The following is a 24,927-nucleotide window of genomic DNA, read 5'->3' as shown; positions in this document are numbered from 1 at the left end:
CTCACTCCTTGGGAATGGTCTTGGCCGGATCATGGAAGGGCTTCTCCACGACCACGGCATCCTGCAGTCCGGTATTGGCCTCGATCCGCAGTGCCGTGCCCAGCTCGGCATGCTCGATGGGTACCATGGCATAGCCGATATTGCGCTCCTGGCGCGGCGAGCGGGTGGCCGAGGTGACCTGACCGATACGCTCGCCGCCCGGAGTGAATACCGGGAAGACGTCGATCATGCTGCCATCGGTGAAGTAGCCCACGCTGGGCCCGTCGATCTCCACCCCCACCAGCTTGCGCGATACTCCCTCGGCCTTGATGCGCTCCAGGGCGGCACGACCGATGAAGTCATCATCCCCGCGCAGGTCCACCATCCAGTCGTATCCCATCCCCACCTCGAAGGGGTTGGTGTCGTACCAGATGTCGCAGCCGAAGGCGAGGATCCCCCCCTCGATACGACGGATATGGCAGGGGCCGATCACCTGCATGCCGTGGGGACGGCCGGCCTCGAACACGCGCTGCCACAGGGCCTCGCCGAAGCGACTGGCCGCGCGCAGATAGATCTCGTAGCCGACCTCGCCCGAGTAGCCGGTGCGCGAGATCACCACCGACATGCCGTCGAGCTCCGCCTCCATCAGGTGATAGTAGGGCATCGCCAGCACGGCTTCGCCGAACAGGTCCACCATCACCGCCTTGGCCCTGGGCCCCTGAACCTGCACCGGTGCCACATCCACCTCGCGCAGGGTGACATCGAGTCCCGAGTTGACGGCTAGCCCCTGGCACCACAACAGGATGTCGCTATCGGCCAGCGACAGCCAGAAGCGGTTCTCCTCGATGCGCAGCAGCACCGGGTCGTTGAGGATGCCACCATCGGGGCCGGTAACGAAGACATACTTGCACTGCCCGACCTGGCAGTGGCGCATGTCACGGGGGACCAGCCGCTGGGTGAAGGCGAAGGCATCGGGCCCCGATATCTCGATCTGGCGCTCGACGCCGACATCCCACAGGGTTACACCCTGTACCAGGGCCCAGTACTCGTCCACGGGGTCGGTATAGAGCCGTGGATGATAGTGGTGGTTGTAGACACTATATTTGCGCACCCCATGGCGCCGCGACGCATAGAAGAAGGGTGACTTGCGAATACGCGGATAGAGCAGAATCTCCGGTGCTTCACGGGCGTGCTCGACGCTTTCGATGACCTGGGACATGACGCTCACCTCATGGGTCGCTGTGACAGGTACCGGCCCCGCGCCGGTCCCATGCCTTCGACACTAGACCCGACTCGGGCCACCCATCTCGCCATGGGCGGCCCACTCTTAGCCGTGGGCGACAGCCCCGACGACGGCCTGTCGCCAGCGGACAAGGAGGCGTCGTCGCGGGACAGCGTGACCTGCCGGGGCTGCCTTATGCTGGCAGAAACTCAGGTGCTCTCAGGAGGTTGACCATGGCAACCCTACCCTCGCAGGCAGACGCGGTGATCATCGGCCTGGGCGGCATCGTCGGAGCCTCGGTGGCCCACCACCTCATCGAGCTGGGCTGGACCAACCTGGTGGGTCTGGAGACCGCCGCCCTGCCCTCGGACGTCGGCTCCACCGCTCACGCCTCCGACTTCTGCTACATGACCTCCCACGACCGCCTGAGCTGCTATACCACCACCTACAGCCAGCGCTTCTTTGAAGCGATGGGCCACTACCACAAGTCCGGCGGGCTGGAGATCGCAAGGGTCGGCGACGACGCGCGCCTGGCCGAGCTCTAGCGCAAGGTCGCCTCGGGCAAGGCGTTCGGTACCCGCGCCTGCATGATCGATGCCGACGAGACGGTGGCACGCTTCCCGCTGCTGGAGCGCGACCTGGTGCTCGGCGCCCTCTGGGATCCCGACGCCGGGCTGGTGGTGCCACGCTCCCAGCGCGTTGCCGGCGAGCTGATCGAGAAGGCCGTTGCCAGCGGCCATCTGCACGCCTTCGCCGAGACCCCGGCGCTGGATATCGATGTCCGCGATGGACGGGTTCACGGCGTCGAGACGCTGAAGGGCTATGTCTCGACGCCTCTGGTGATCGTTACCGCCGGTATCTGGGGACCGATTCCCGCCGCCATGGGCGGTGCCGCCCTGCCGCTGATGCCACTGGAACACCCGCTGATCTTCTTCGGTCCCTTCGACACCTTCGCCGGCAGCGGCAAGGAGATCGGCTACCCCTTGCTGCGCGACCAGGGCAACTCCGCCTATCTGCGCGATACCGGTGACCCGGCCAGCACCGAGGGCGGACAGCTCGAACTGGGCCACTATGAGCCGCGGGAACCGCGCCTGGTGGAGCCGCACGCCATCCTCGATCGCCACCGGGCCCGGCTCTCCCCCTCGATGCGCGACCTGGAGATCGACCAGGTCGCTGAGGCGCTGGAGCGCGCCATGGCGCTCACCCCGGTGCTCGGCGAACTGGGGCTGGACGAGAAGCACTCCTTCAACGGCCTGCTCTCGGTCACCTCCGACGGTGGCTCGCTGGTGGGCGAGTCGCCGGAAACCCGCGGCCTGTGGTTCTGCGAGGCGGTATGGGTCAAGGACGCCCCTGGCATGGGCAAGCTGCTGGCCGACTGGATCACCCGGGGCCGGCCCGACATGGACCCCTGCAGCGTCGATATCGCTCGCTTCTATCCGGTGCAGAAGACCCCGCACCACGTCCATGGACGCTGCCGGGAGATCGCCCAGAAGATCTACGACCCGCCGGTGCACCCCCGGGAGCCTTTCGCCAGCGGCCGCAACCTCAGGCGCGGCCCCTTCTGGTCGAGGGAGCAGGAGCTGGGGGGCTACTTCATGGAGGCCGCCGGCTGGGAGCGCGCCCACGGCTATGCCGCCAACGAGACGCGTCTGGCCGCCTATCTGGAACGGGTGCCGGAGCGCCCCGCCGAATGGGATGCCCGCCACTTCTGGCGTGTCGCCAATGCCGAGCAGCTCGCCATGAGCGATGACGTGGGCATGGTCAATCTCTCCCACTTCGCCATCTACGATATCTCGGGCCACGATGCCGAGGCACTGCTGGAGCGTCTATCGGTGGCACGCATCGGTGGCGACACCCCCATCGGCAAGGGGGTCTACACTCACTTCCTCGACGACGCCGGCGGCGTGCATTCCGACCTCACCATCGTGCGCCTGGCGCCGGACAGCTGGCGGGTGATCTGTGGTGGCGATACCGGCCACCGCGACCTGATGTGGATCATCCGCCGTGGCGAGGGATGGGGCCTGACCCGCTGGCACCTGGAGGACCGCACCGACGGCCTGGCCACCCTGGGCCTGTGGGGCCCCAACGCCCGCCGCACCCTGCAGGCACTCGCCGATGTGCCTGAGGCCCTGGACGATGCCCACCTCCCCTTCGCCACCGCCCGCGAGATACGTGTCCAGGGCCTGCCGGTCTGGGCCTTCCGAATCTCCTATGTGGGTGAGCAGGGTTGGGAGCTATACGTCCCCTTCAGCTACGGGCTGGCGCTCTGGGACCGACTGTTCGAGGCCGGCGTCACGCCGGTGGGGATCGACACCTACGCCAACAGCCGTCGCCTGGAGAAGAGCCTGCGCCTTCAGAATGTCGACCTGCTCACCGACTACAACCTCCTGGAGGCGGGCCTGGCCCGCCCCAAGGTGAAGAGTGCCGAGTTCCACGGCAAGAGTGCCCACCTCGAGCAGCGTGGTCGTGAGCATCAGCCGGCCACCCTATGCACCCTGGTGATGGAGGATCACCACGACAGCAGTGGCATACCGCGCTTCCCGGTCGGCCAGGCACCACTGCTCGACCCCGAGAGCGGTGAGGTGCCGGTGGACACCCTGGGACGGCGCTCCTATACCACCAGCATCGCCTGGGGCCCCTCTCTCGAGTGCAATATCGCGATGGGCTATCTGCCCGGGGCCTATGCCGAAGAGGACCGCCGACTGCTGATGGAGTACTTCGGCGAGCACTACTCGATGCGCGTGGCCGCGGTGGGCTATCGGGCGCTCTACGACCCGCTGGGCGAGCGACCACGCAGCTGAGCGGCCTACTCCTCCAGGGTCCGTTCGTGAGATATCGTCAGCTCGGCCTGGCGCAGCGCCCGCCGCTTGCGCTCGCCGCTGGGCGAGTGGCCGAAGTGGTCGTGATAGCACTTGGTGAAGTGAGGCGGCGAAATGAAGCCACAGGCCAGCGCCACCTCGGTGATCGGCATATGGGTCTGCAGCAGCAGGAGTCGTGCTCGAGCCAGGCGCAGGGCCAGGTAGTACTTCAGCGGGGGCACCTCCACATAGCGCTGAAACAGCCGCTCCAGCTGGCGCCGCGACAGGCCGGCATAACGCGCCAGCTCATCCAGTGCCAGCGGCTCCTGCAGGTTGGCCTCCATCAGGGTGGCGACCTCCTCCAGCTTGGGATGACTATGCCCCAGACGCACCCGCAGCGGGGTACGCTGACGGTCGTCGACCCCGCGAATGCGCTCATGAATGAACTCCTCGGCAATCGCCTCGGCCAGGCCGAGGCCCTGCTGGCGACCAATCAGGTTGAGCATCATGTCCAGTGGGGCAATCCCTCCCGAGCAGGTGAAGCGGTCGCGATCCATGACGAAGAGCTGCGAGGAGAAGGTCACGGCGGGAAAGCGCCGCGCCGCGTGGAGGCTGCCGATATGCTCCCAGTGCAGGGTACAGCGGTAGCCGTCGAGCAGCCCCGCCATCGCCAGCACATAGCTACCGGTGCACAGCGCCCCCAGCGGCGTGTCGCGCTCGGCCAGGCGGCGCAACCAGGCGAGTACCGGGCGTTCGCAATGCGCCTGCACCCCCACCCCACTGCACACCAGCATCAGGTCCAGGGCCGGCATCGGCTCCAGCGCCTGGTCCACCAGCGTGGCCAGGCCGTTGCTGGCATGCACCTCACCCCCATCACGACTCACCAGGTGCCAGGTATAGAGCCGGTGGTCGGCCAGATGGTTGGCCATCCGCAGCGGCTCCAGGGCCGAGGCGAAGGCCAGCTGCGAGAAGCCCGGCAGCAGCAGGAATCCTATATCGTAGTGGCAACCTGCCACGGCGGTGGTCGACATACTCACTGGCTCCCGAAAGGCAGGCGATGACTCTTGGACATCAGAGATAGCCTATCCTCGTTGCTTGAGGCAAGTGGGGGACAATCACGCTCAGGGTGTCGCTGTGCCATAGACCCTCGACGTCGCCAGACAAGAGAGGCGGACGATGCGGGCGATACTGAACCCGACGACCGGCGTTTTCTCAGGAGCAACCGCCATGCCGACCCAAGCGAGCGACCCCATTCCCGCGCAACCCAACGACAACCTGAGCATCGCCAGGGCGGCACGACTCTGGCCCATCGAGGAGATCGCCCACCGCCTGGGTCTGCCCGGCGAGGCGGTGGAGCCCTACGGGCGCGGCATCGCCAAGATCGACCTTACGGCCATGACGGCACTGGCCGAGTCTCCACGCGGGCGCTATGTGGTCGTCACCTCGATGACACCGACGCCCCCCGGCGAAGGCAAGACCACCACCGCCATCGGCCTGGTGCAGGGACTCCAGCGCCTGGGCCATCGCGCGGCGGTGGCCCTGCGCCAGCCCTCCATGGGGCCGACTCTCGGCCTCAAGGGTGGCGCCACCGGCGGTGGCCACAGCCAGGTGCTGCCCATGGAGCGCATCAACCTGCACCTCACCGGTGACCTGCATGCCGTCGCCGCGGCCCACAACCTGCTGGCGGCCATGGTCGACAGCCATCTGCATCACCGCCTCGCCCCGGAGCTCAGCCCACGGGACATCTGCTGGCAGCGGGTGATCGACCTCAACGACCGCGCGCTTCGCCACCTGGTGCTGGGCCTCGGCGGGCGCGGCGACGGCGTGCCTCGTCAGGGGGGCTTCGAGATCACCGCCGCCTCGGAGGTGATGGCGGTGCTGGCGCTGGCCGACTCGCTGGCCGACCTGCGGAAACGACTGGGGCGATTGATCGTGGGGCTCGACCGCGACGGCGAGCCGGTCACCGCCGAGCAGATCGGCGCCGCCGGCGCCATGACGGTGCTGCTCAAGGAGGCGCTCAAGCCCAACCTGCTGCAGACCCTGGAGCATGCGCCGGCGCTGATCCACGCCGGCCCCTTCGGCAATATCGCCCACGGCAATTCTTCCATCGTCGCCGACCAAATCGGCCTCCACGCCGCCGACTTCGTGGTTACCGAGGCCGGCTTCGGCGCCGACATGGGGGGGGAGCGCTTCTTCAATATCAAGTGTCGTGCCTCGGGCCTCACCCCCGACGCCGCGGTGCTGGTGGTCACGGTGCGCGCCATGAAGTACCACTGCGGAAAGCACCGGGTGATTCCCGGCCAGCCGCTACCGGCCTCGCTGCTGGCCGAGGCCCCGGAAGAGGTCATGGCGGGAGGCGCCAACCTGCTCAAGCAGATCGACAACGTGCGGGCCCACGGCCTGACGCCGGTCGTGGCGATCAACGCCTTCCCCGGGGACCATCCGAGCGAGGTGGCCGCCATTCGCGAGCTATGTGCCTCGGTGGGGGTACGCGCCGAACTCTCCACCCATGTGCGCGACGGTGGTGAGGGAGCCGTGGCGCTGGCCGAGGCACTGGTCGAGGCGACGCAGGGGGCGGCCGGTGACACCGACGCCTTTCACTACCTCTATCCCGATGAGCTGCCCCTGGCGGACAAGATCGAGCGCATCGCCACCCGGCTCTATGGCGCGGATGGTGTCGACTTCGCCCCGGGCATACAGGAGCGTCTGGCGGGCTGGGAGGCGCGGGGATATGGCGCGCTGCCGGTGTGCATCGCCAAGACGCATATGTCGCTGACTCACGATGCACGCCTGCTGGGTGCCCCCACCGGCTGGCGCCTGCCGGTACGCGAGGTGCGCCTCTCGGCCGGCTCCGGCTTCGTCTACGCCCTGGCCGGCGATATCCGCACCATGCCCGGGCTCAACGCCTCACCGGCTGCCACCCGAATCGATATCGATGACGAGGGTAATACCGTTGGCCTGTATTGACCCCCTCTCACCCTATCGATCCCTGTCGAGGACAGCCCCCCGCGAAATCTCGATGCCTGTCGCAGTGCACGACTCCTGTGTGAACCATCTCCGCCGGGGGCTCTGTCCCCTGTCGGTCCCGGCGCCCCTCGTGACAACATCAAGGCTCATAGCCCGAGCTTGTCACGGGCCTGGTAATACCAGGCTCCCAGGGCGGAGAGCGGCACCCGCAGCAGGCGTCCACCGGGGAACGGCAGATGCGGCAGCCCGGCAAAGGCGTCGAAGCGCTCCCCCTGACCGTGCATCACTTCGGCGATCAGCTTGCCGGCCAGGTGGGTACAGGTAACACCGTGGCCGGAGTAGCCCTGGGCATAGTAGACATTGCCGTTGATCACCCCGAACTGAGGCATCCGGTTGAGGGTCATCAGGAAGGTACCGCTCCAGGCATAGTCGATCCCGGCGTCGGCAAGCTCGGGGAAGGTCTTGAGCAGCTTGGGCCGGATGACACTCTCGATATCTGCCGGGTCGCTGCCGCCGTAATTGACCCCTCCCCCATAGAGCAGCCGGTTGTCCCGGGTCAGGCGGTAGTAGTCGAGCAGGTAGTTGCAGTCCTCCACCGCCAGGCCATTGGGCAGCAGACCACGCGCCCTCTCCTCGCCCAGGGGTTCGGTGGTGATGATCTGGGTACCACAGGGCATCGACTTGCCCTCGATTTCCGGCAGCACGCCCTTGAGATAGGCATTGCCGGCCACGACCACCCGCTCGGCACGCACACGCCCCCTGGCGGTCGACACCACCGCCGGGTCACCATGCTTCAGCCCCGTGACCGGCGAGTGCTCGAAGATACGTCCACCCAGGGACTCCACGGCGGCCGCCTGGCCCAGCACCAGGTTGAGTGGATGCAGGTGGCCACCGCCATGATCGACCAGCACGCCGGTATAGCGGTCACTGACCACTTCGCGCTTGAGCGCCTCCCCTTCCAGCAGCTCGAGTTCCCGGTAGCCGTAGCGCTCCCACAGCGCCTGATGCTCGCGCAGCCCCTTGAGCTGCCGACCGTTACAGGCGGCGAAGAGGTTGCCGTCGCGCAGATCACAGTCGATGGCATACCGGGCCACGCGTTCGCGGATGATGCGGTTGCCCTCGAAGGCCATGTCGCCCAGGGCCCGGGCGGTCTCGGCGCCGTACCTGGCCTCGATCACGTCCATGTCGCGGCTGTAACTGTTGACGATCTGGCCGCCATTTCGCCCCGAGGCACCGTAACCGACCCTGACCGCCTCCAGCACCACCACCGACAGCCCACGCTCCGCCAGATGCAGGGCGGCGGAGATTCCCGTGAAGCCGGCTCCCACCACGCATACATCACAGTCGATATCACCCTCGAGGGCGGGGCGTTCGGGCGTCGGGTTGGCGGTATCGGCATACCATGATGCGGCGTGACCGGATTCGAACGAGGCGGACATGGCGACCCCTTATTGGAAACTTTACTTGACGCTATGTCGCGATATTACCGGCCAAAACGGCAGAACAACAACCAGAAAGGCATATGATACTCACCAAAAAACCGCCGACGGGCACTCCGTCGGCGGCATTCCCACTGGGTGGCGGTGATCTCAGCGGCTGCGCGCCTCGTTCCAGAGCTCCTGCAGCAGCTCCAGCTCCTCGCCACTCACCGAGGGGGTGAAGTGGAGCCGCTCCCGGGCCGCCGGATCCGGCATCACCGGCGGTTCGCGCAGGGCATCATTGACCAGCTCCAGCGCCGCCTCGTTGGGCGTGGTGTAGAAGTTGTAGTTGGCCAGCCGCGCGGCCACCTCGGGGCGCAGCAGATATTCGATAAAGGCCCGGGCGGCCTCGACATTGGGTGCCCACGACGGGATCGCCAGCACATCGACCCAACGCTGGGAGCCCTCCTCGGGAATGAAGAACCCCAGCTTGCCGTAGGTCTCGGGAGCCTCGGCACGCTTGTTGGCCAGGTCGCCGTTATAGGCCACGCCGGCGTGGATCACCCCGTTGGCCACCTGCTCGATGGCCGCCGTGGCATCCGTGAAGCCCACGAAGTTGTCGCGATTGCGGGTCTCGATGACCTGCCTGGCGGCCGCCACCCAGGGCTCCTGGCCCACACAGTCGAAGCCGGCTCCCTGGAAGGCGCAGGCGGTGCCGAAGGTGAACTGGGCGTCCCCCTTGAGCAGCGCGAAGGGATAGTCGGCATTGACCTGGGGGTCGTAGAGCAGCCCCCAACCAGGCTCGGGCGAAGGCCAGGTCTCGGTGTTGTAGACGATGCCGGTGGCGCCCCACAGGTAGGGCACGGTGTAGATCCCCTCGGGGTCATAGCTCGGCCCGCGGAACTCGCCGAGGATATTGTCGTGCCCCTCGAGCCCTTCCCCCTCGGCCGTCAGCGGTCGGATCAGGCCGGCCTCGATCAGTCGCGGCACGAAGTAGTCCGAGGGCACGATCAGGTCGTACTGGGCGTCACCGCCGGCAGTCAGCTTGGAGAACAGCTCGGCGTTGGAGTTGTAGTAGTTCTGCACCACCTCGAGACCGGTCTCCGCCTCGAAACCCTCGATGATCGCAGGGTCCATGTAGTCCGACCAGTTGAACAGCCGCAGCTTGCCATCCTCGGCCGCCGCGGCAAGGCTCAAGGCCAGCAGGCCCAGCCCCGCAAGCGGCGCCCAGTGTCTTGGTGTCAGCATCGTCGATCTCCCTGTTTCGAATCGCCGAGGGCGCAGGCCCTCGGCCACTAGCCTAGACCCTGAGCAGCAGGTGCTCCCGCTCCCAGGAGCTGATGACCTGGAAGTAGGCGCGATGCTCGGCCCGTTTCACCGCCAGATAGCTGTGCGTGAAGCGCTCGCCGAGGATATCGGAGAGGGCCTGGCACTCCTGCAGCAGATCCAGTGCCGGCCCGATATCGTCGGGCAGCTTGTGGCCGCCTGACCAGGCCGAACCGGTCATCGGCGGACGCGGCTCGAGCTGGCTCAACATGCCCAGATAGCCACAGGCCAGCGAGGCCGCCATCACCAGATACGGGTTGGCATCGGCACCGGCCAGCCGGTTCTCCACGCGGCTCGACTCGGGCGTCGATACCGGCACCCGCAACCCCACGGTGCGGTTATCCATGCCCCACTCCACGTTGATCGGCGCCGAGCCGCTGCTGTCGGTGCGCATCAGACGACGATAGGAGTTGACGTTGGGCGCCAGCAGCGGCATCGCCGCCGGCAGGTACTTCTGCAGGCCACCGATGAAGTGGTGGAACAGCCGGCTGGGCTGGCCGTCGTCGGCGGCGAACAGGTTATGGCCGCGTTCGCTATCCAGCAGGCTTTGGTGGATATGCATGGAGCTGCCGGGCTCATTGGCCATCGGCTTGGCCATGAAGGTGGCATACATGCCGTGACGCAGCGCGGTTTCTCGCAGGGTGCGCTTGAACATTACCACCTGGTCGGCCAGTGCCAGCGGGTCCCCATGCTGGAAGTTGACCTCCATCTGCCCCGCTCCCTCCTCGTGGATCAGGGTGTCCAGGTCGAGGCTCATGGCGTCACAGTAGTCATACATCTCCTCGAACAGCGGATCGAACTCGTTGACCGCGTCGATGGAGAACGACTGGCGACTGCTCTCCTGTCGCCCGGTGCGCCCGATGGGCGGCTCCAGCGGGTAGTCGGAGTCGGTGTTGGTCTTGACCAGATAGAACTCCACCTCCGGCGCGATCACCGGTTTCCAGCCCCGCTCGGCGTAGAGCCCCAGCACCCGCTTGAGCACATGGCGCGGCGCCAGATCCACCGGCTCGCCGGTCAGGTAGAAGCAGTCATGAATGATCTGCGCGGTGGGATCCTCGGCCCAGGGCACCAGGTAGATGGCACCGGGATCGGGTACCAGCTCCATGTCCCGCTCGGTCTGGTTCCAGAAGCGAATATCCTCGTCGTCGGGATAGCCTCCGGTAACGGTCTGGATAAAGATCGAATCGGGCAGACGGGGGCGTCCACCGTTGAGGTACTTGCCGGCGGGCATGATCTTGCCCTTGAGAATGCCGGTCAGGTCGCTGACCAGGCACTCGACCTCGGTGATGCCATGTTTCTGGAACCAGTCGTTGAGAAGCGGCTGTTCCTGTCGGTTACTCATGGGGAATGTCCTTGCTTATGGAAAGGCGGCCCCGCATACCGGGGCCGTCCACTCAGCGCGACTGCACTTCCGACCACAGCTGCTGGAACACCTGCAGCGACTCGCCCTCGAGGCTCGGGGTGAAGCGCAGGCGCTCCATATCCGCCTCGCTGGGCTGCACCGGGGGCTGGGTCAGCACTTCATCCAGATAGGGCTCCGCCGCGGCGTTGGGGCTGGCGTAGTAGTTGAAGTTGGAGAGCTGGGCACCCACTTCGGCGTCGAGAATGAAGTCGATGAACTGATGCGCCAGGTCAGGGTTCGGGGCCTCGGCGGTGATCATCATCGAGTCGACCCACATCTCGGCACCTTCATCAGGGATCATGAACTCCAGCGACGCGAAGGTATCGGGGTCCTCCTCCTTGAAGTAGAGGTAGTCGCCGTTGTAGGTGAGGCCGGCATGGGTCACCCCCCGGGCCAGTTGCTGCAGCTGTGGCGTGCCGTCGCTGAAGCCACTGAAGGTCTCTCGATTCTTGGTCTCGATCAGCAGCCGCGCGGCCTCCTTCCAGCCCTCCGGGTCGGTGCAGTCGTAGCCATGCCCCAGATAGGCACAGGCTCCCCCCAGATTGACCTGGCCATCGCCCATCAGCGCGAAGGGATGGTCGGGATTGACCTCGGGGTCGAAGAGCAGCGACCAGCTCTTGGGTGCATCCGGGAAGGTCTCGCTGTTGTAGACCACCCCGGTGGTGCCCCACTGATAGGCCGCGCTGTACTCGCCCCCCGGGTCGAAGGTCGGATCCTTGAACTGTTCCATCAGGTTGTCGAAGTTGGGGATCTTCGACTTGTCCAGCGGCTGCACCAGCCCGGTCTTGATCAGCCTCGGCACATAGTAGTTGGAAGGCACGATGATGTCGTACTGCGAGACACCACCCGCCTGAAGCTTGGAGAGCATCTCCGGCAGCGAGTTGAAGTAGTTCTGCACCACCTCGACGTCGTGTTTCGCCTCGAAGGCCTCGATGATCTCGGGGTCCATGTATTCGGTCCAGTTGAACAGGTAGAGCTTGTTCTCCTGGGCCTGGGCGCTGCCGGCGAGCAGCGCGGCACCGATGGATAGGGCGAGTGCACTCTTGTTGATTGTCATGATGACTCTCCTGGTTTCCCTGTGAAGGCAAGTGCCGGCTCAGGCCTGCCGGCGACGGCTGAAGATCAGGCTGATGACGGCGACGATGGCGACCGCCGCGATCATCAGGGTGGCGATGGCATTGATCTCCGGTGAGATTCCCTTCTTGATCGCGCCCCAGATGTAGATCGGCAGGGTCGCGCTCTCCGGTCCCGCGGTGAAGAAGCTGATGACGAAGTCATCCACCGAGAGGGTGAAGGAGAGGAAGAAGGCCGAGATCAGCGCCGGCTTGATGGTCGGCAGCATGAAGTGGATGACGCGCTTGATAGGCGTCGCGTAGAGATCCTTGGCCGCCTCGAACAGCGTCGGATCCAGGCCCACGAAGCGCGAATAGACGATCAGCGCCACGAAGGGAATCTGGAAGGTGACGTGGGCGATGATCATGGTGCCCAGGCCAGGCTGCAGGAAGCCGGTCAGGCGGTGGACCTGCACGAAGAAGGCCATCTCCGAGATGCCGAAGACGATATCCGGCAGCACGATGGGTAGATAGATCAGCACGATCAGCCAGCCCAGCTTGCGATGGCGGTGGCGATACATGCCGTAGCCGATCAGACAGCCGACCACCAGCGCGACGGTCGAGGAGACGATCGCCAGCACCATGCTGTTGGCGAAGGCCGAGAGGATCTCCTCGTTGCCCAGCAGCCGCTCGTACCAGCGCCAGGAAAACCCCGTGAAGCGCGCGGCACTGTTGGAGGCGTTGAAGGAGAACAGGGCGACCACGGCCAGCGGCAGATAGAGGAAGGCCAGGGTGAACCACCAGAAGCCGGTCAGGCTTCGCTTGAGTGTGCGCTTTCTCATATCACCACCTCTTCCCCGCCACCCAGACGCTTGCCGATGCGACGCATGGCGTAAAGCCCGATGAAGGTGGCGATCAGCATCAGGATCGCGCCGGCCGCACCGAGCGGCCAGTTGGCCCCGCCCGAGAACTGGTTGGCCACCAGGTTGCCGAGCATCATGCCCTTGCCGCCTCCCAGCAGCTCGGGAATCACGTACATGCCGAAGGCGGGGATCGCCACCAGCACGACGCCGGCCAGCAGCCCCGGCAGGGTCTGGGGGAAGACCGCATGCCAGAAGGCACGCACCGGCGAGGCGTAGAGATCCTGAGCGGCCTCCACCTGGGCGGTGTCGAGCTTCTCGAAGGCGGCGTAGAGCGGCAGCACCATGAACGGCAGGAAGTTGTAGACCAGCCCCAGGGTAACGGCGAAGTTGGAGGGATAGAGCCCCATGTTGGGCGCGATCAACCCCAGCCCTTCGGCGAGGCTGGAGAGCGGAGTGCCCGGTGCCAGCAGGTTCATCCAGCCGAAGGTACGGATCACCTGATTGGTCCAGCTGGGCACCACCACCAGCAGCAGCATGATCGGTCGCCATCTCTCGCGGCAGGTGCTGATGTAATAGGCGATGGGGTAGGCCACCAGCACCACCAGGCCGGTGGACACCAGGGTCTGCCAGAGCGAGCGCAGCAGGGTATAGAGGTTACCCGGGCTCCAGCCGAGAAAACCGAAACCGGCCAGGCGCTCGAAGGACCCCAGCGACAGTGGCATCTCGGGCAGCCCGTAGGGGCCGTTCGTCATGAAGGCCACCCCCATCAGATAGGCGCTGGGAAGCACCAGGAAGATGACGATCCAGATGGCACCCGGTGCCACGGTAAACAGCAGGTGGCGACTCTCGCGCACCATGGCCCGGCTGCGGGCCGATGGGGTCACGCCGGCATAGGACATGGGTGGCTCCTTATTCACTCAGGGTGACCAGGTCTTCCGGCGCCACCGACACGGTGACCCGGTCGCCTACCTCGGGCAGGCGTCGACCGCGGTTGTTCAGGGTCGCCTGCAGCGTGGTCTCCCCCACCTCCAGCCGGTACTCCGCGTGGCTGCCGCGATAGAGCCGCTCGGTCACGGTGGCCGGCAGACGATTGTCGCCGGGCTGCTCGCCAGGCAGCAGATCCAGGGTCTCGGGACGAATCAACAGCAGATCGCCCTCCCCGGCCGCCTCGGCGCTGAGCACGCCCAGGGGCGTGGTCAGTCGGTCACCATCCCGGGCGTCGATGGGGTAGAGATTGTCATGCCCCATGAACCGCGCCACGAAGGCATTGGCCGGATGCTCATAGACCTCCCGGGGTGGTCCGACCTGCTGGATCACGCCGCCGTTGAGCACCGCGATGCGGTCGGACATCACCATCGCCTCGTCCTGGTCATGGGTCACGAACACGAAGGTCATGCCCAGGCGCTTCTGGACCCGCAACAGCTCCACCTGCAGCTGGCTGCGCAGGCCGGCATCGAGCGCCGACAGGGGCTCATCGAGCAGCAGCACGTCGGGCTCATTGACCAGTGCCCGGGCCAGGGCGATGCGCTGACGCTGCCCGCCGGAGAGCTGGTCGACGCGCCGCTCCACCAGGTCACCCAGCTGGATGAATTCGGCGATCCTGGCGACCCGTGCCTCGCGCTGCTCGGGGGGCATGCCGCGCATCTTGAGCCCGAAGGCCAGGTTCTCCCGCACGGAGAGATGCGGGAAGAGCGCATAGGACTGAAAGACGGTATTGACGCTGCGCTGATGGGGCGGCACCTCGGTAACATCGCGGCCGCCGATGGCCAGGCGCCCGTCATCGGCCTCCTCGAGGCCCGCGAGAATGCGCAGCAGGGTGGTCTTGCCGCACCCCGAGGGGCCCAGCAGGGTGAAGAACTCCCCCGCCTCGATCACCAGGTCGACACCATCCAGCGCCACGGTGTTGCGGCCGAAGCGTTTGTGCAGCCCCTGCATCTCGATGGAAGAGGCCTCGCGACTCGGCTCCTCCACCTCGGCTGAAGGGATGTCGGCGGCCTCCAGGGTCAGGGTATCGGTCATCGGCTTGCTCTCTGTTCTTGTGGAATCGGCTGTTATGGAATCGGCTGGTGCGGAGTCGGTTGTGCTGGCATCGCACCTCCCCATCAGAGCCGATCGCGAAGCTTGTAGAAGGTGGTGGCCAGCACCAGCAGAGGGGTACGCAGCAGGGAGCCGCCGGGAAAGCGCCGGTGAGGCATGGCGGCGAAGGCATCGAGCCGCTCGGCCTGGCCGGCAATGGCCTCGGCCATCAGCCGCCCGGCCAGCCCCGCGAGTGCCATGCCATGACCTGAGTAGCCCTGGGCGTAGTAGAGGTTGTCCCCCAGGCGGCCGAAGTCCGGTGCACGATTCAAGGTGATGGCCACGTCGCCCCCCCAGCGATACTCGATGGGAATCCCCTCGAGCACCGGGAAGAGCCGCGCGATCTTGGCATCCATGCGCGCCTGGATGCCCCTGGGTTCGCGGCCGTCATAGCTGACCTCGCCGCCGTAGATCAGCCGGCGATCGCCGGAGAGGCGATAGTAGTCGAGCACGAAGTTGGCATCCGACAGGGCATCATTACGGGGAAGCACCCGGGCCGCCTGGGACTCGCTGAGCGGGGCCGTGGCGATCATGTAGTTGGCGGCGCGCATCACCCGCCCCGACAGCTCCGGCACCAGGCCTGCCTGGTAGGCATTGGTCCCCAGCACCACGAAGTCGGCGGTGACCCGGCCGGTGGCGGTGCGTACGCAGGCCGGCTGGCCGCGCTCGATCGCCACGGCGGCGCTATGCTGGTGAATGCTTACCCCTGCGTCGCGTGCGGCGCGGGCCAGGCCCAGGGTGTAGTTGAGCGGATGCAGATGGCCGGCCGCGGATTCATGCAGGGCGGCCGGATAGGCATCGGTGACCACCCGTTCGCGCAGCGCCTCGCCCTCGAGCATCTCCAGGTCGTGATAGTCATAGTCGCGGGCCATGCGGTCGCGGTGCTCGGCCAGCTCGCGCACATGACGCTCCTTGACCGCCGCATGCAGATAGCCCCACTGGAGATCACAGGGAATGGCATGACGCTCGACACGCTCGGCGGTCAGCGCCACCGCCTCGCGGCTCAGGCGCCAGATATCACGGGCGGCCTCCTGCCCCAGCGCCCTCTCCACCGTGGCCATGTCGGTGCCCAGGCCCGGCAGGATCTGCCCGCCGCTGCGCCCCGAGGCGCCGTGCCCGATCTCGCCGGCTTCCAGCAACACCACCGAATAGCCCCGCTCGGCCAGTTCCAGGGCCGCCGAGCAGCCGGTGATCCCCCCACCAACCACACAGACATCGGCACGCACCTCCCCCTCGAGGGGTGGGCAGGGGCCAGGGTCGACGGCGATGGAATCTCGATACCAGGAACTCGGCGATGCGGCGTGGTCGGTCATGCAGGCTCCCCGGGATTGGGCGCTGATGGGATATTGTCGTTGTTGTCATGAGGTTGTCATGAGAGTGCTGACTGGGTGTCAGTTTGATACCAGGCGACGCGTTGATGTCAAGTATTCAATAACACTCCGCCCCGCCACAAGCCCTCGGAGCGTCATATGGAGGGCCATCTGCTCAGCTCAATCTCAGCTCAATCTCAGCTCAAGCTCAGCTCAATCTCAGTTCCAGCTCAGCCCCGGATCACCCGCCAGCAGGAGACCAGACCCGAACCCGACGAGTCCCCACCGGCGTCAGGAAGCCGCCATCACGGGGCAGACGCTCGATCGCCGCAGGTGGCGCAGGCGGGGTCGCGGGAGATTCCGAAGCGGCGCCACTCACCGCTCAGGCCATCGAAGGTGGAGAGCCCCTGATGAGTCGCGCCGGCGCCGCTCAGCAGCTTGATCGCCTCGAGTGCCTGAAAGCTTCCGACCAGTCCCACCAGCGGTGCCACCACGCCACTCTCGGCACAGGAGAGCGCCTCATCGCCCTGACCATCGGGCGGATAGAGACAGGCATAGCAGGGGCTGTCGGGGTCGCGGGGATCGAATACCGCCAGCTGGCCGGAGAAGCGGATCGCCGCGCCGGAGATCAGCGGCACCCCGGCCGCGCGGCAGGCGGCGTTGATCGCATAGCGGCTGGAGAAGCGATCGGTACAGTCGAGTACCGCATCGACGCTGGCCACCGCCGCCGCCATGCTCTCCCCCTGCAGGTGGTCGGTGAGCGTCTCGATGCAACACCCCGGGTTGAGCGCCTGTGCCGCTTCGCGCGCAGAATCGGCCTTGTTGCGCCCCAGGTCCGCTTCGCCATGGGCGATCTGGCGCTGCAGGTTGGAGAGCTCGACTTCATCGGCATCGGCCAGGGTCAACCGCCCGACCCCGGCAGCCGCCAGATAGAGGGCCACCGGCGAACCGAGCCCACCGGCGCCGACGATCAGAACATGGCTGGCGAGCAGACGCTCCTGGCCCTCGATGTCGATGGATTCCAGCATGATCTGGCGGCTGTAACGCAGCAGTTCCTGGTCATTCATGGCGCGACTCACTTGTGTTCAAGCTCCTCGATATCGGGGATGTGAAGGGAGAACTTCTCCTTGACCTCCTCCATCACCACATAGCTCTTGGACTCCTTGACCCCGGGCAGGGTCAGCACCACGTCACCCAGCAGCTGGCGATAGGCGGACATCTCGGGAATGCGACACTTGAGGATATAGTCGAACTGCCCCGAGACCAGGTGGCACTCCTGGATCTGCGGCAGGCGCGCCACGGCGCGACGGAACTCGTCGAATACCGCCGGCGACTGGGTCTCCAGGCTGATCTCGACGAACACCAGCAGATTGGCCTTGAGGGCCCGGGGATCGAGCACGGCGCGGTAGCCACGGATCACCCCCGAGCGTTCCAGCCGCTTGACCCTCTCCAGGCAGGGCGTGGTGGAGAGCCCCACCTGGCTGGCGAGGTCGACATAGGAGATGCGGGCGTTTTCCTGCAGGCAGCGCAGGATCTTCAGGTCGATGCGATCGAGGGTACGAGTCTTGGCTTTCATGGAGTGAGGGACACCGTCGAAGGGGCACAGGCCGCCGCAACAGCAGAATCTACCAGGATTCACCCTGCTCCGCGGCAGCTAACGGAAATATCATCTACAAAAGGTGTACCACAGCAAAGCATCGACGGCTATCAACGCTTGGTCTGACTCGCCGAGAGCGCCTCGACTGACTCTACCCTCCACGGCCAGCCGGCCAATCACGGCAGTCGTCGCCCCAGGCTGACCCGCTCATGGCCGCCGAGATCCCGGCGGCTGGCTACCTCGCAGTAACCTGCCGCCTCGAGTGCCTCGCGCACCGCCGCGGCCTGGCTCCAGCCATGCTCCAGCAGCAGCCAGCCGCCGGGTAGCAGGTGCTCCCTCGCCATCGTCACCAGGTGGCGCAGGTCCGCCAGCCCGTCGCCATCGGCCACCAGCGCCGAGCGTGGCTCGAAGCGCACATCCCCCATGGCCAGGTGGGGATCATCCTCGGCGATGTAGGGCGGATTGGAGACGATAAGAGAGAAGCGTGTTCTGCTCTCCTCGTCCTTCAGAACGGCGAACCAGTCGCTCTCGCGGAACTCGGCGTTGGCAAGGGCCAGTCGTGCGGCGTTGTGTTGCGCCAGGGCGACCGCCTCGGGACGGATATCCAGGCCCAGCACTCGCCAGGCGGGACGCTCGCAGGCAAAGGCCAGGGCGATGGCCCCGCTGCCGGTGCCCAGGTCGAGCAGCCTGCCCTCGGGCTCTTCCGCCAGCGACAGGGCGGACTCGACCAGGGTCTCGGTGTCGGGTCGTGGGATCAGCGTGCTGGGGTCGGTCGCCAGGCGCAGGCCCCAGAACTCCCGCTCGCCGGTGAGATAGGCCACCGGCTCCCCCGCCTCGCGACGTGCCACCAGCGCTCGAAAACGCGCCGCCGCCTCGACATCGGCCCGACGATCGCCCCAGGTATAGAGCCAGGTACGCTCGACGCCCAGTACATGGCAGAGCAGAACCTCGGCATCGAGGCGCGCCGTGGGGGAGCCGGCCGCGCTCAGTCTGGCCGAGGTCTGGGCCAGCAGGGCATCGAGGGTCACTTCTCCACCCTGCACTTCAAGCCTCCTGCTGCAGGGCGGCGAGCTGTTCGGCCTGGTATTCGTGGACCAGGGGCTCGATCACCTCGTCGAGATGTTCACCACCGATCACCTCGGAGAGCTTGTAGAGGGTCAGGTTGATGCGGTGATCGGTGACCCGCCCCTGGGGGAAGTTGTAGGTGCGGATGCGCTCACTGCGATCCCCGGAGCCGACCAGGCTACGCCGCGTATCGGCCTGCTGCTGACGCTGGCTATCCAGGGCGTGCTGCTTGAGACGGGCGGCCAGCAGCGACATCGCCTTGGCGCGATTCTTGTGTTGGCTACGCTCCTCCTGGCACTCCACCACCACACCGCTCGGGAGGTGGGTGATGCGAATCGCCGAATCGGTGGTGTTGACGTGCTGGCCGCCGGCGCCGCTGGAGCGGAAGGTATCCACCCGCAGGTCGCTGGGGTCGAGATCGATGTCGCCCACCGCATCCACCTCGGGCATCACCGCCACGGTACAGGCCGAGGTGTGGATGCGCCCCTGTGACTCGGTGGCCGGCACGCGCTGCACGCGGTGGGCGCCGGATTCGAACTTGAGCCGGGCATAGGCCCCCTCCCCCTTGATGCGCGCGATGACCTCCTTGTAGCCCCCCTGTTCACCGTGGTTGGCGCTGACCACCTCCACCTTCCAGCCGTGCTTTTCGGCGTAGCGCGAGTACATGCGAAACAGGTCACCGGCAAACAGCGCGGCCTCGTCACCCCCGGTGCCCGCCCTGACCTCCAGGAAGACACCGCGGCCATCATCGGGGTCCTTGGGCACCAGCAGGCGCTTGAGCTCCCCCTCCAGGGCGTCGCGCTTCTCGCGACTCTCGCTCAGCTCCATCTCGGCGAGTTCGCGCATCTCGGGGTCGCTGTCGGAGGCGAGCAGCTCGGCTTCCTCGATATTGCCCTCCACGGCACGATACTCACGCCATGTCTCCACCAGAGCCTCGAGCTCGGCGTATTCACGGGAGTAGTCGCGGAAACGGGCCTGGTCGCCGATCACCTCGGGCGCCGCCAGCAGGGCGGCGAGCTCCTCGAAGCGCTCGCCGAAGTCGTCGAGACGCTGGCGCAGGGAAGCTTTCATTCGTCGATCCTATCGGGTGGTCGTATCGGGGGTCGCCTCGAGCAGCAGCGCGCTGGCCGCCTCGAGCAGATCGTGGCGCTCGGCAGAGGCGGCCTCGCGCAGCGCCACGGTGGGGCCATGCAGCAGCCGGTTGGTCAGCTGATGGGCCAGTCGCCGAACCACGGCCTCGGGGTCCTCGCCACGCGCCAGACGCGTCAGCGCCTGCTCCAGGGAGTGGTCGCGATGCGCCTCACCCCGGGCGCGATAGTCGTGAATCAGCTCGCCCCCGCTGCGGATGCGTCGGTCGTGTTGCCAGGCGCCCACGCCGTGCTCGATCAGCGATTCCGCCTGGTCGGCCGCGACCTGGCGGTGGCGGCGGTTCTCGGCGATCACCTCCTGAAGGTCGTCCACCGTATAGAGGAAGATGTCGGCGAGCTGCCCCACCTCGGGCTCGATATCCCGGGGAACGGCGATATCGACCATGAAGATCGGCCGGTGACGACGCTTCTTCAGCGCCCGCTCCACCATGCCCTTGCCGAGAATCGGCAGCGGGGCCGCGGTGGAGGAGATGACGATATCCGCCTCGGCCAAGGCATCGGGGATGGCGTCCAGGGTGATCGCCTGGCCACCCAGGGGCGCGGCCACCTGTTCGCCACGCTCGCGGGTACGGTTGGCCACGGTCAGCTGGCTGACACCCGCCTCCTTCAGATGGCGGGCCACCAGCTCGATGGTCTCGCCGGCGCCGATCAGCAGTGCTCGCGCACGGCCGAAGTCATCGAAGATTCTGCTCGCCAGGCTGACCGCCGCATAGGCGACCGAGACCGGATTGCGGCCGATGCCGGTTTCCGTTCGCACCTGCTTGGCCACGGCGAAGGTGTGCTGGAACAGGCACTCCAGCTCCTTGCCGAGCCCTTTCCCCAGGCGGCTGGCCTGATAGGCGTCCTTGAGCTGACCGAGGATCTGCGGCTCGCCCAGCACCATGGAGTCCAGGCCTACCGCTACGCGCATCAGGTGACGGGCGGCCTCGTTGTCCAGATAATGGTAGGCGCACCGGGTGAGATCCTCGACCGGCAGGCCGTGGAAGCGGCCCAGCCACTCCAGAACGGCTGCCTCGCCTTCGGACTCCGTCACGCAGTAGAGTTCCGTGCGATTGCAGGTCGAGAGGACAGCCGCCTCCTTGACCTCGGGCAGGCCGCGCAGCTCACCTAGCGCGGCATCGAGCTCTGCGGGGGCAAAGGCCACCTGTTCGCGCACCTCGACGGTGGCGGTACGGTGATTGATTCCAAGGGCAAGCAGCGTCATGCGTCGGGCATCTTGAACGTGGGGTGTGCGGCCATTAAGACCTCGCAATCGAGGCGCATGGATTCTACCACATCCGACAGCCGATGGCGGCCCATCGGGGCTATCCCAGATGACAGCACCGCACAAGGCGGCTCCGACGACAGGCCGTGCCTTTGCCCACGCCGGCCGAGCCGTTATGCTGAGACCACCGCACCACAAGCGAGACACTCATGGCCCGCGCCCTTTACCCCCTGCCCCCTCTATCGCTGGCGACGCCGGTACTGGCGCTGCTGCTGGCCGGCTGCCAGGCGTGGCCGCTCGGCGATGGCGCGCCCCCGGTGATGGAGGACCCGCTGGTCGGTGCCCCGCCTATCGAGCAGGGCCTGGATGCCGAGGGCCTGGCCGGCCTGATTACCGCGGAGCTGGCCGGCCAGCGCGGCGACTACCGGCGTGCCGCCGAGGGCTACCTCACAGCCAGCCAGCGTTACCGCAGCGCCGGCCTGGCGGAGCGGGCGGCACTGGCCGCAAGCTTCGGCAATGAGCGCGAGCTGCTCGACCGTGCCGCCAGGGAGTGGCAGGGGCTGGCCCCCGACAGCGTCGCCCCGGCCCGGCTGCTGGCCGGCCTCGCCGTGCAGCGCGGCGACTGGGATGAAGCGCTGCGCCAGCGACTGGCAGTGATTCGAGAAGGCGGCGACAGTGAGATCTCTTCGCTCGTGGAGGCCGCCCTGGCCACCAATGCCGACCCATCCCCCCTGCTGGCCAGGCTGCGTGACCACCTGGACACGGCCCCCGAGGATGCCCGCCGCCATGATGCCGAACTCGCCACCGCGATGCTCGAAGTGGCCGCCGGGGAGACCACCGCCGCCAGGAGACGCCTGGCGCGCCTCGATGCCCGGGCGCCGGAGCTGCCGGCCCTGTGGCTGACCCGAGCCCGGCTGGCCCAGGAGGCGGACGACCCCCACGCCGCCCGTGCCGCCGCGCGCCGCGGCCTCGCGGTCTCGCCCGACGATGCGCGCTTCATCCTTCTGCTGGCGCAAAGCGAGCTGCGTCTGGGCAATGTCGCCGCCGCCGAGGTGCAGACCGAAGCCCTGCTCGAGAAACACACCGGCGATAACGCACTGCGCATCGGCCTGGCGCGCCTCTACCTGGAGGAGGGACACCGAGAGCCGGCGCGTCGCCTGCTCCTGCCTCTGGCAGCGCTTCCCGAGCCCCCGGCCGAGGCGCTCCTGCTGCTGGGCGATATTTCCCGCGACGAGGGCGAGATCGACGACGCCCTGCTTTATTACCGCCAGGTACCGGCAGAGGAGGCCTTTCTGCTCAGTCGTCTGCGTGCCGCCGAGATGCTGATGGAGAATGGCCGACTGAGCGATGCCCGCGCCTTCCTGCGCAGCGAGCGGCTGCGTCATGCCGACAGCCATGGCGACCTGGTCGCCCTGGAGGTGGAGCTGCTCGTCCGTGAGGGGCTCGGCGACGCGGCCGATGCCCTGCTCGACCGCGAACTGACACGCGCGCCTGCCGACGAGCAGCTGCTTTATCTGCGCGGCATGCGCGCCTGGGAAGCGGGTGACCTGGACGGCATGGAGCGTGACCTCCGGCGCATCATCGAGCATAACCCCGATAGCGCCTTGGCACTCAATGCCCTGGGCTACACCCTCGTCGACCAGGGACCCAGGACACGCCTCGACGAGGCCCGCGAACTGATCGAGCGAGCCCATGCCCTCGACCCCGACAGCCCGGCAATCCTCGATAGCCTGGGTTGGGTGCACTACCGCGAAGGGGACCCGCAAGGCGCCCTGCCCTGGCTCGAGCGGGCCTATCGCGCCATGCCCGACCAGGAGATCGCCGCCCACCTGGCCGAGGTGCTATGGACCCTGGAGAGACGCAACGAGGCCCGAGCGCTGATCCGCGACGCCCTCGAGCGCCTCGATGAGCACCCACTGATCGACGACCTGCTGCGCCGGATCCCCGAGCTGGCCCCCGCCGCCACACCCAACTGACCACGAGACCACCATGCAACGTCACTACACGCCGCTTGTCATCGCCACCCTGCTGCTGGCCTTGGTCGCCGGCTGCGCACGTCAGACACCACTCCCCGAAGGGCAGCGCACCTCGGGGCAGTGGCAGTCCCAGCAGCAACGCCTCGAATCACTGGACACCTGGCGGCTGGCCGGCAAGGCCGGGCTGCGCACCCCCGAGGACTCCACCAGCGCCAATCTCGACTGGAGCCAGCACCCCCATTACTACCGACTGCTGATCAGCGGGCCCTTCGGCAGCGGCCGCAGCACCCTGGAGGGGCGCGAGGGACGCTTCTCGATGACCACCTCGGAGGGACGCTTCGAGGCCGAAACCCCCGAGGCGCTGATGGAGCAGCAGCTGGGCTGGTCGCTGCCGCTCGGCGCCCTGTCCGACTGGGTGCGTGGCCTGCCGGGTGACGGTCATCCCTACCGACTCGAGAAGGACGAGCTGGGGTTCCCGGCTCGACTACGACAGGCCGGCTGGGAGATCGACTATCGAGACTGGACCCATACCGACGACCTGTGGCTGCCACGCCGGCTGGTAATGCACTATGGGGATCTGCGCGTCACCCTGGTGATCAACGAGTGGCGCCCGGTGATCGACGATGCCTGAACACAGCGCCCAAGGCGCGAACCTTCGCCTGCCCGCCCCCGCCAAGCTCAACCGCATGCTGCATATCACCGGCCGCCGCCCCGACGGCTATCACGAGCTGCAGACGCTGTTTCAGTTCCTCGATCACGATGACACCCTGCAGTTCACCCTGCGCCAAGATGGCGAGATCCATCTGACGCCCGACATTGCCGGTGTGCCCCATGATCAGAACCTGATCGTGCGCGCGGCACGCCTGCTACAGGAGCGGAGCGGCTGCACCCTGGGCGCCGACATTCATCTCGAGAAGCGGCTGCCCATGGGAGGTGGCCTGGGCGGTGGCAGCTCGGATGCCGCCACCACCCTGCTCGGCCTCGATGCCCTCTGGGGCCTGGGGCTGTCGCTCGACAGTCTCGCCGAGCTGGGCCTGACCCTGGGCGCCGATGTGCCGGTCTTCGTGTATGGCCACGCCGCCTGGGCCGAAGGCGTCGGCGAACGCCTCACCCCGGTGGATCTCGACACGCCCTGGTTCGTGGTGGTTCACCCCGGCATCGAGGTGGCGACACCGGCAGTCTTCAAGGCTCCCGAATTGACACGCCACACCCCCCCTATTACCATGGCGCGCGCCCTGCAGGGGGGAGCGTCCAGTTGGCGCAACGACTGCGAGGCAACAGTCAGGTCGCTCTATCCAGCGGTATCCTCGGCATTGGACTGGCTGGCTCGACGTGCCCCCAGCATGCTGACCGGCACCGGTGCCTGCGTCTTCGCCCGTCTGGCAGACGAACAGGAAGCCGACCGGTTGCTGGGTGAGATCGATGGCCGCTGGCAAGCCTTCAAGGCCCGCGGCTTGAACCGTTCTCCGCTGCATGACGTTCTGGATCGCTGATCACAGACGATCCTTCCCCCCGATGACCCAA

General features: G+C 66.8%; 20 protein-coding genes and 1 pseudogene. 6 read left to right on the top strand and 15 right to left on the bottom strand.

What is annotated here, in order from left to right; genetic code table 11:
* Position 1: 1 nt before the first annotated feature.
* Entirely contained in the window at positions 2–1,198 is a 1,197-nt protein-coding gene (locus RM463_RS05080) for a glycine cleavage T C-terminal barrel domain-containing protein (protein ID WP_311429242.1), read from the bottom strand.
* A 236-nt stretch (positions 1,199–1,434) separates the two neighbouring features.
* Here RM463_RS05080 and RM463_RS17505 point away from each other — a divergent pair.
* Positions 1,435–2,568: pseudogene (locus RM463_RS17505) on the top strand (NAD(P)/FAD-dependent oxidoreductase); the annotation flags it as partial.
* Positions 2,557–4,002, top strand: coding sequence for a glycine cleavage T C-terminal barrel domain-containing protein (locus RM463_RS05070; protein WP_409230095.1), 1,446 nt, complete (start codon positions 2,557–2,559; stop codon positions 4,000–4,002). The pseudogene RM463_RS17505 and the gene RM463_RS05070, both read left to right, overlap by 12 nt.
* Before the next feature lie 5 nt (positions 4,003–4,007).
* Here the strand turns inward: RM463_RS05070 and RM463_RS05065 are convergent, their stop codons facing one another.
* Positions 4,008–5,030 (bottom strand): GlxA family transcriptional regulator, encoded by a 1,023-nt coding sequence (locus RM463_RS05065; RefSeq protein WP_311429239.1) that lies wholly within the window; start codon positions 5,028–5,030, stop codon positions 4,008–4,010.
* A gap of 196 nt (positions 5,031–5,226) precedes the next feature.
* Here RM463_RS05065 and RM463_RS05060 point away from each other — a divergent pair, with 196 nt between their 5' ends.
* Positions 5,227–6,966 carry a formate--tetrahydrofolate ligase gene (locus RM463_RS05060; protein ID WP_311429238.1) on the top strand — a complete coding sequence of 580 codons (1,740 nt, stop codon included), beginning with the start codon at positions 5,227–5,229 and terminating at the stop codon, positions 6,964–6,966.
* 146 nt (positions 6,967–7,112) lie between these two features.
* On the opposite strand, the gene RM463_RS05055 is transcribed toward RM463_RS05060, so the two are convergent.
* The 13 genes from RM463_RS05055 to hemA form a co-directional block, all read right to left on the bottom strand.
* Positions 7,113–8,405: an FAD-binding oxidoreductase gene (locus RM463_RS05055; protein ID WP_311429237.1), complete on the bottom strand. Its 1,293-nt coding sequence runs from the start codon at positions 8,403–8,405 to the stop codon at positions 7,113–7,115.
* A 150-nt stretch (positions 8,406–8,555) separates the two neighbouring features.
* A complete protein-coding gene (locus RM463_RS05050; RefSeq protein WP_311429236.1) occupies positions 8,556–9,632 on the bottom strand; it encodes a spermidine/putrescine ABC transporter substrate-binding protein in 1,077 nt (358 codons plus the stop codon).
* Positions 9,633–9,684: 52 nt separating this feature from the next.
* Positions 9,685–11,052, bottom strand: a complete 1,368-nt coding sequence (locus tag RM463_RS05045; RefSeq protein WP_195689469.1) for a glutamine synthetase family protein — start codon at positions 11,050–11,052, stop codon at positions 9,685–9,687.
* A 52-nt stretch (positions 11,053–11,104) separates the two neighbouring features.
* Entirely contained in the window at positions 11,105–12,169 is a 1,065-nt protein-coding gene (locus tag RM463_RS05040) for a spermidine/putrescine ABC transporter substrate-binding protein (protein ID WP_311429235.1), read from the bottom strand.
* A 39-nt stretch (positions 12,170–12,208) separates the two neighbouring features.
* The gene (locus RM463_RS05035) at positions 12,209–13,006 is read right to left on the bottom strand and encodes an ABC transporter permease (RefSeq protein ID WP_311429234.1); all 798 of its coding nucleotides are present in this window, start codon (positions 13,004–13,006) and stop codon (positions 12,209–12,211) included.
* Entirely contained in the window at positions 13,003–13,926 is a 924-nt protein-coding gene (locus tag RM463_RS05030) for an ABC transporter permease (RefSeq protein WP_195689472.1), read from the bottom strand. The genes RM463_RS05035 and RM463_RS05030 overlap by 4 nt, the downstream gene beginning before the upstream one ends.
* Positions 13,927–13,936: 10 nt before the next feature.
* Positions 13,937–15,046, bottom strand: coding sequence for an ABC transporter ATP-binding protein (locus RM463_RS05025; RefSeq protein ID WP_311429233.1), 1,110 nt, complete (start codon positions 15,044–15,046; stop codon positions 13,937–13,939).
* A gap of 83 nt (positions 15,047–15,129) precedes the next feature.
* Entirely contained in the window at positions 15,130–16,416 is a 1,287-nt protein-coding gene (locus RM463_RS05020) for an FAD-binding oxidoreductase (protein ID WP_311429232.1), read from the bottom strand.
* A 302-nt stretch (positions 16,417–16,718) separates the two neighbouring features.
* Positions 16,719–17,480, bottom strand: coding sequence for a molybdopterin-synthase adenylyltransferase MoeB (locus tag RM463_RS05015; protein WP_311429231.1), 762 nt, complete (start codon positions 17,478–17,480; stop codon positions 16,719–16,721).
* An 8-nt stretch (positions 17,481–17,488) separates the two neighbouring features.
* Positions 17,489–17,989 (bottom strand): Lrp/AsnC ligand binding domain-containing protein, encoded by a 501-nt coding sequence (locus tag RM463_RS05010; protein ID WP_311429230.1) that lies wholly within the window; start codon positions 17,987–17,989, stop codon positions 17,489–17,491.
* Positions 17,990–18,186: 197 nt separating this feature from the next.
* Positions 18,187–19,038: a peptide chain release factor N(5)-glutamine methyltransferase gene (gene prmC / locus RM463_RS05005; protein WP_311429590.1), complete on the bottom strand. Its 852-nt coding sequence runs from the start codon at positions 19,036–19,038 to the stop codon at positions 18,187–18,189.
* Between the two features lie 16 nt (positions 19,039–19,054).
* A complete protein-coding gene (gene prfA / locus RM463_RS05000; protein ID WP_311429229.1) occupies positions 19,055–20,146 on the bottom strand; it encodes a peptide chain release factor 1 in 1,092 nt (363 codons plus the stop codon).
* 9 nt (positions 20,147–20,155) lie between these two features.
* On the bottom strand, positions 20,156–21,427 hold the full coding sequence (gene hemA, locus RM463_RS04995; protein ID WP_311429228.1) for a glutamyl-tRNA reductase: 1,272 nt from the start codon (positions 21,425–21,427) through the stop codon (positions 20,156–20,158).
* Between the two features lie 209 nt (positions 21,428–21,636).
* Between hemA and RM463_RS04990 the strand changes: the two genes are divergently transcribed.
* Genes RM463_RS04990 through ispE form a run of 3 tightly spaced genes read left to right on the top strand, consistent with a single transcriptional unit; the run spans position 21,637 to position 24,896 of the window.
* Positions 21,637–23,403 (top strand): tetratricopeptide repeat protein, encoded by a 1,767-nt coding sequence (locus RM463_RS04990; RefSeq protein WP_311429227.1) that lies wholly within the window; start codon positions 21,637–21,639, stop codon positions 23,401–23,403.
* A gap of 13 nt (positions 23,404–23,416) precedes the next feature.
* Positions 23,417–24,034: a lipoprotein insertase outer membrane protein LolB gene (gene lolB, locus RM463_RS04985; RefSeq protein WP_311429226.1), complete on the top strand. Its 618-nt coding sequence runs from the start codon at positions 23,417–23,419 to the stop codon at positions 24,032–24,034.
* On the top strand, positions 24,027–24,896 hold the full coding sequence (gene ispE / locus RM463_RS04980; protein ID WP_311429225.1) for a 4-(cytidine 5'-diphospho)-2-C-methyl-D-erythritol kinase: 870 nt from the start codon (positions 24,027–24,029) through the stop codon (positions 24,894–24,896). The genes lolB and ispE overlap by 8 nt, the downstream gene beginning before the upstream one ends.
* The last annotated feature ends 31 nt before the right edge of the window (positions 24,897–24,927 follow it).

It is taken from the genome of Halomonas sp. LES1 (assembly GCF_031846005.1).
GTDB lineage: Bacteria > Pseudomonadota > Gammaproteobacteria > Pseudomonadales > Halomonadaceae > Halomonas.
Note: the sequence above shows the minus strand (reverse complement) of the source record. Positions and strands in the feature narration are given on the sequence as shown.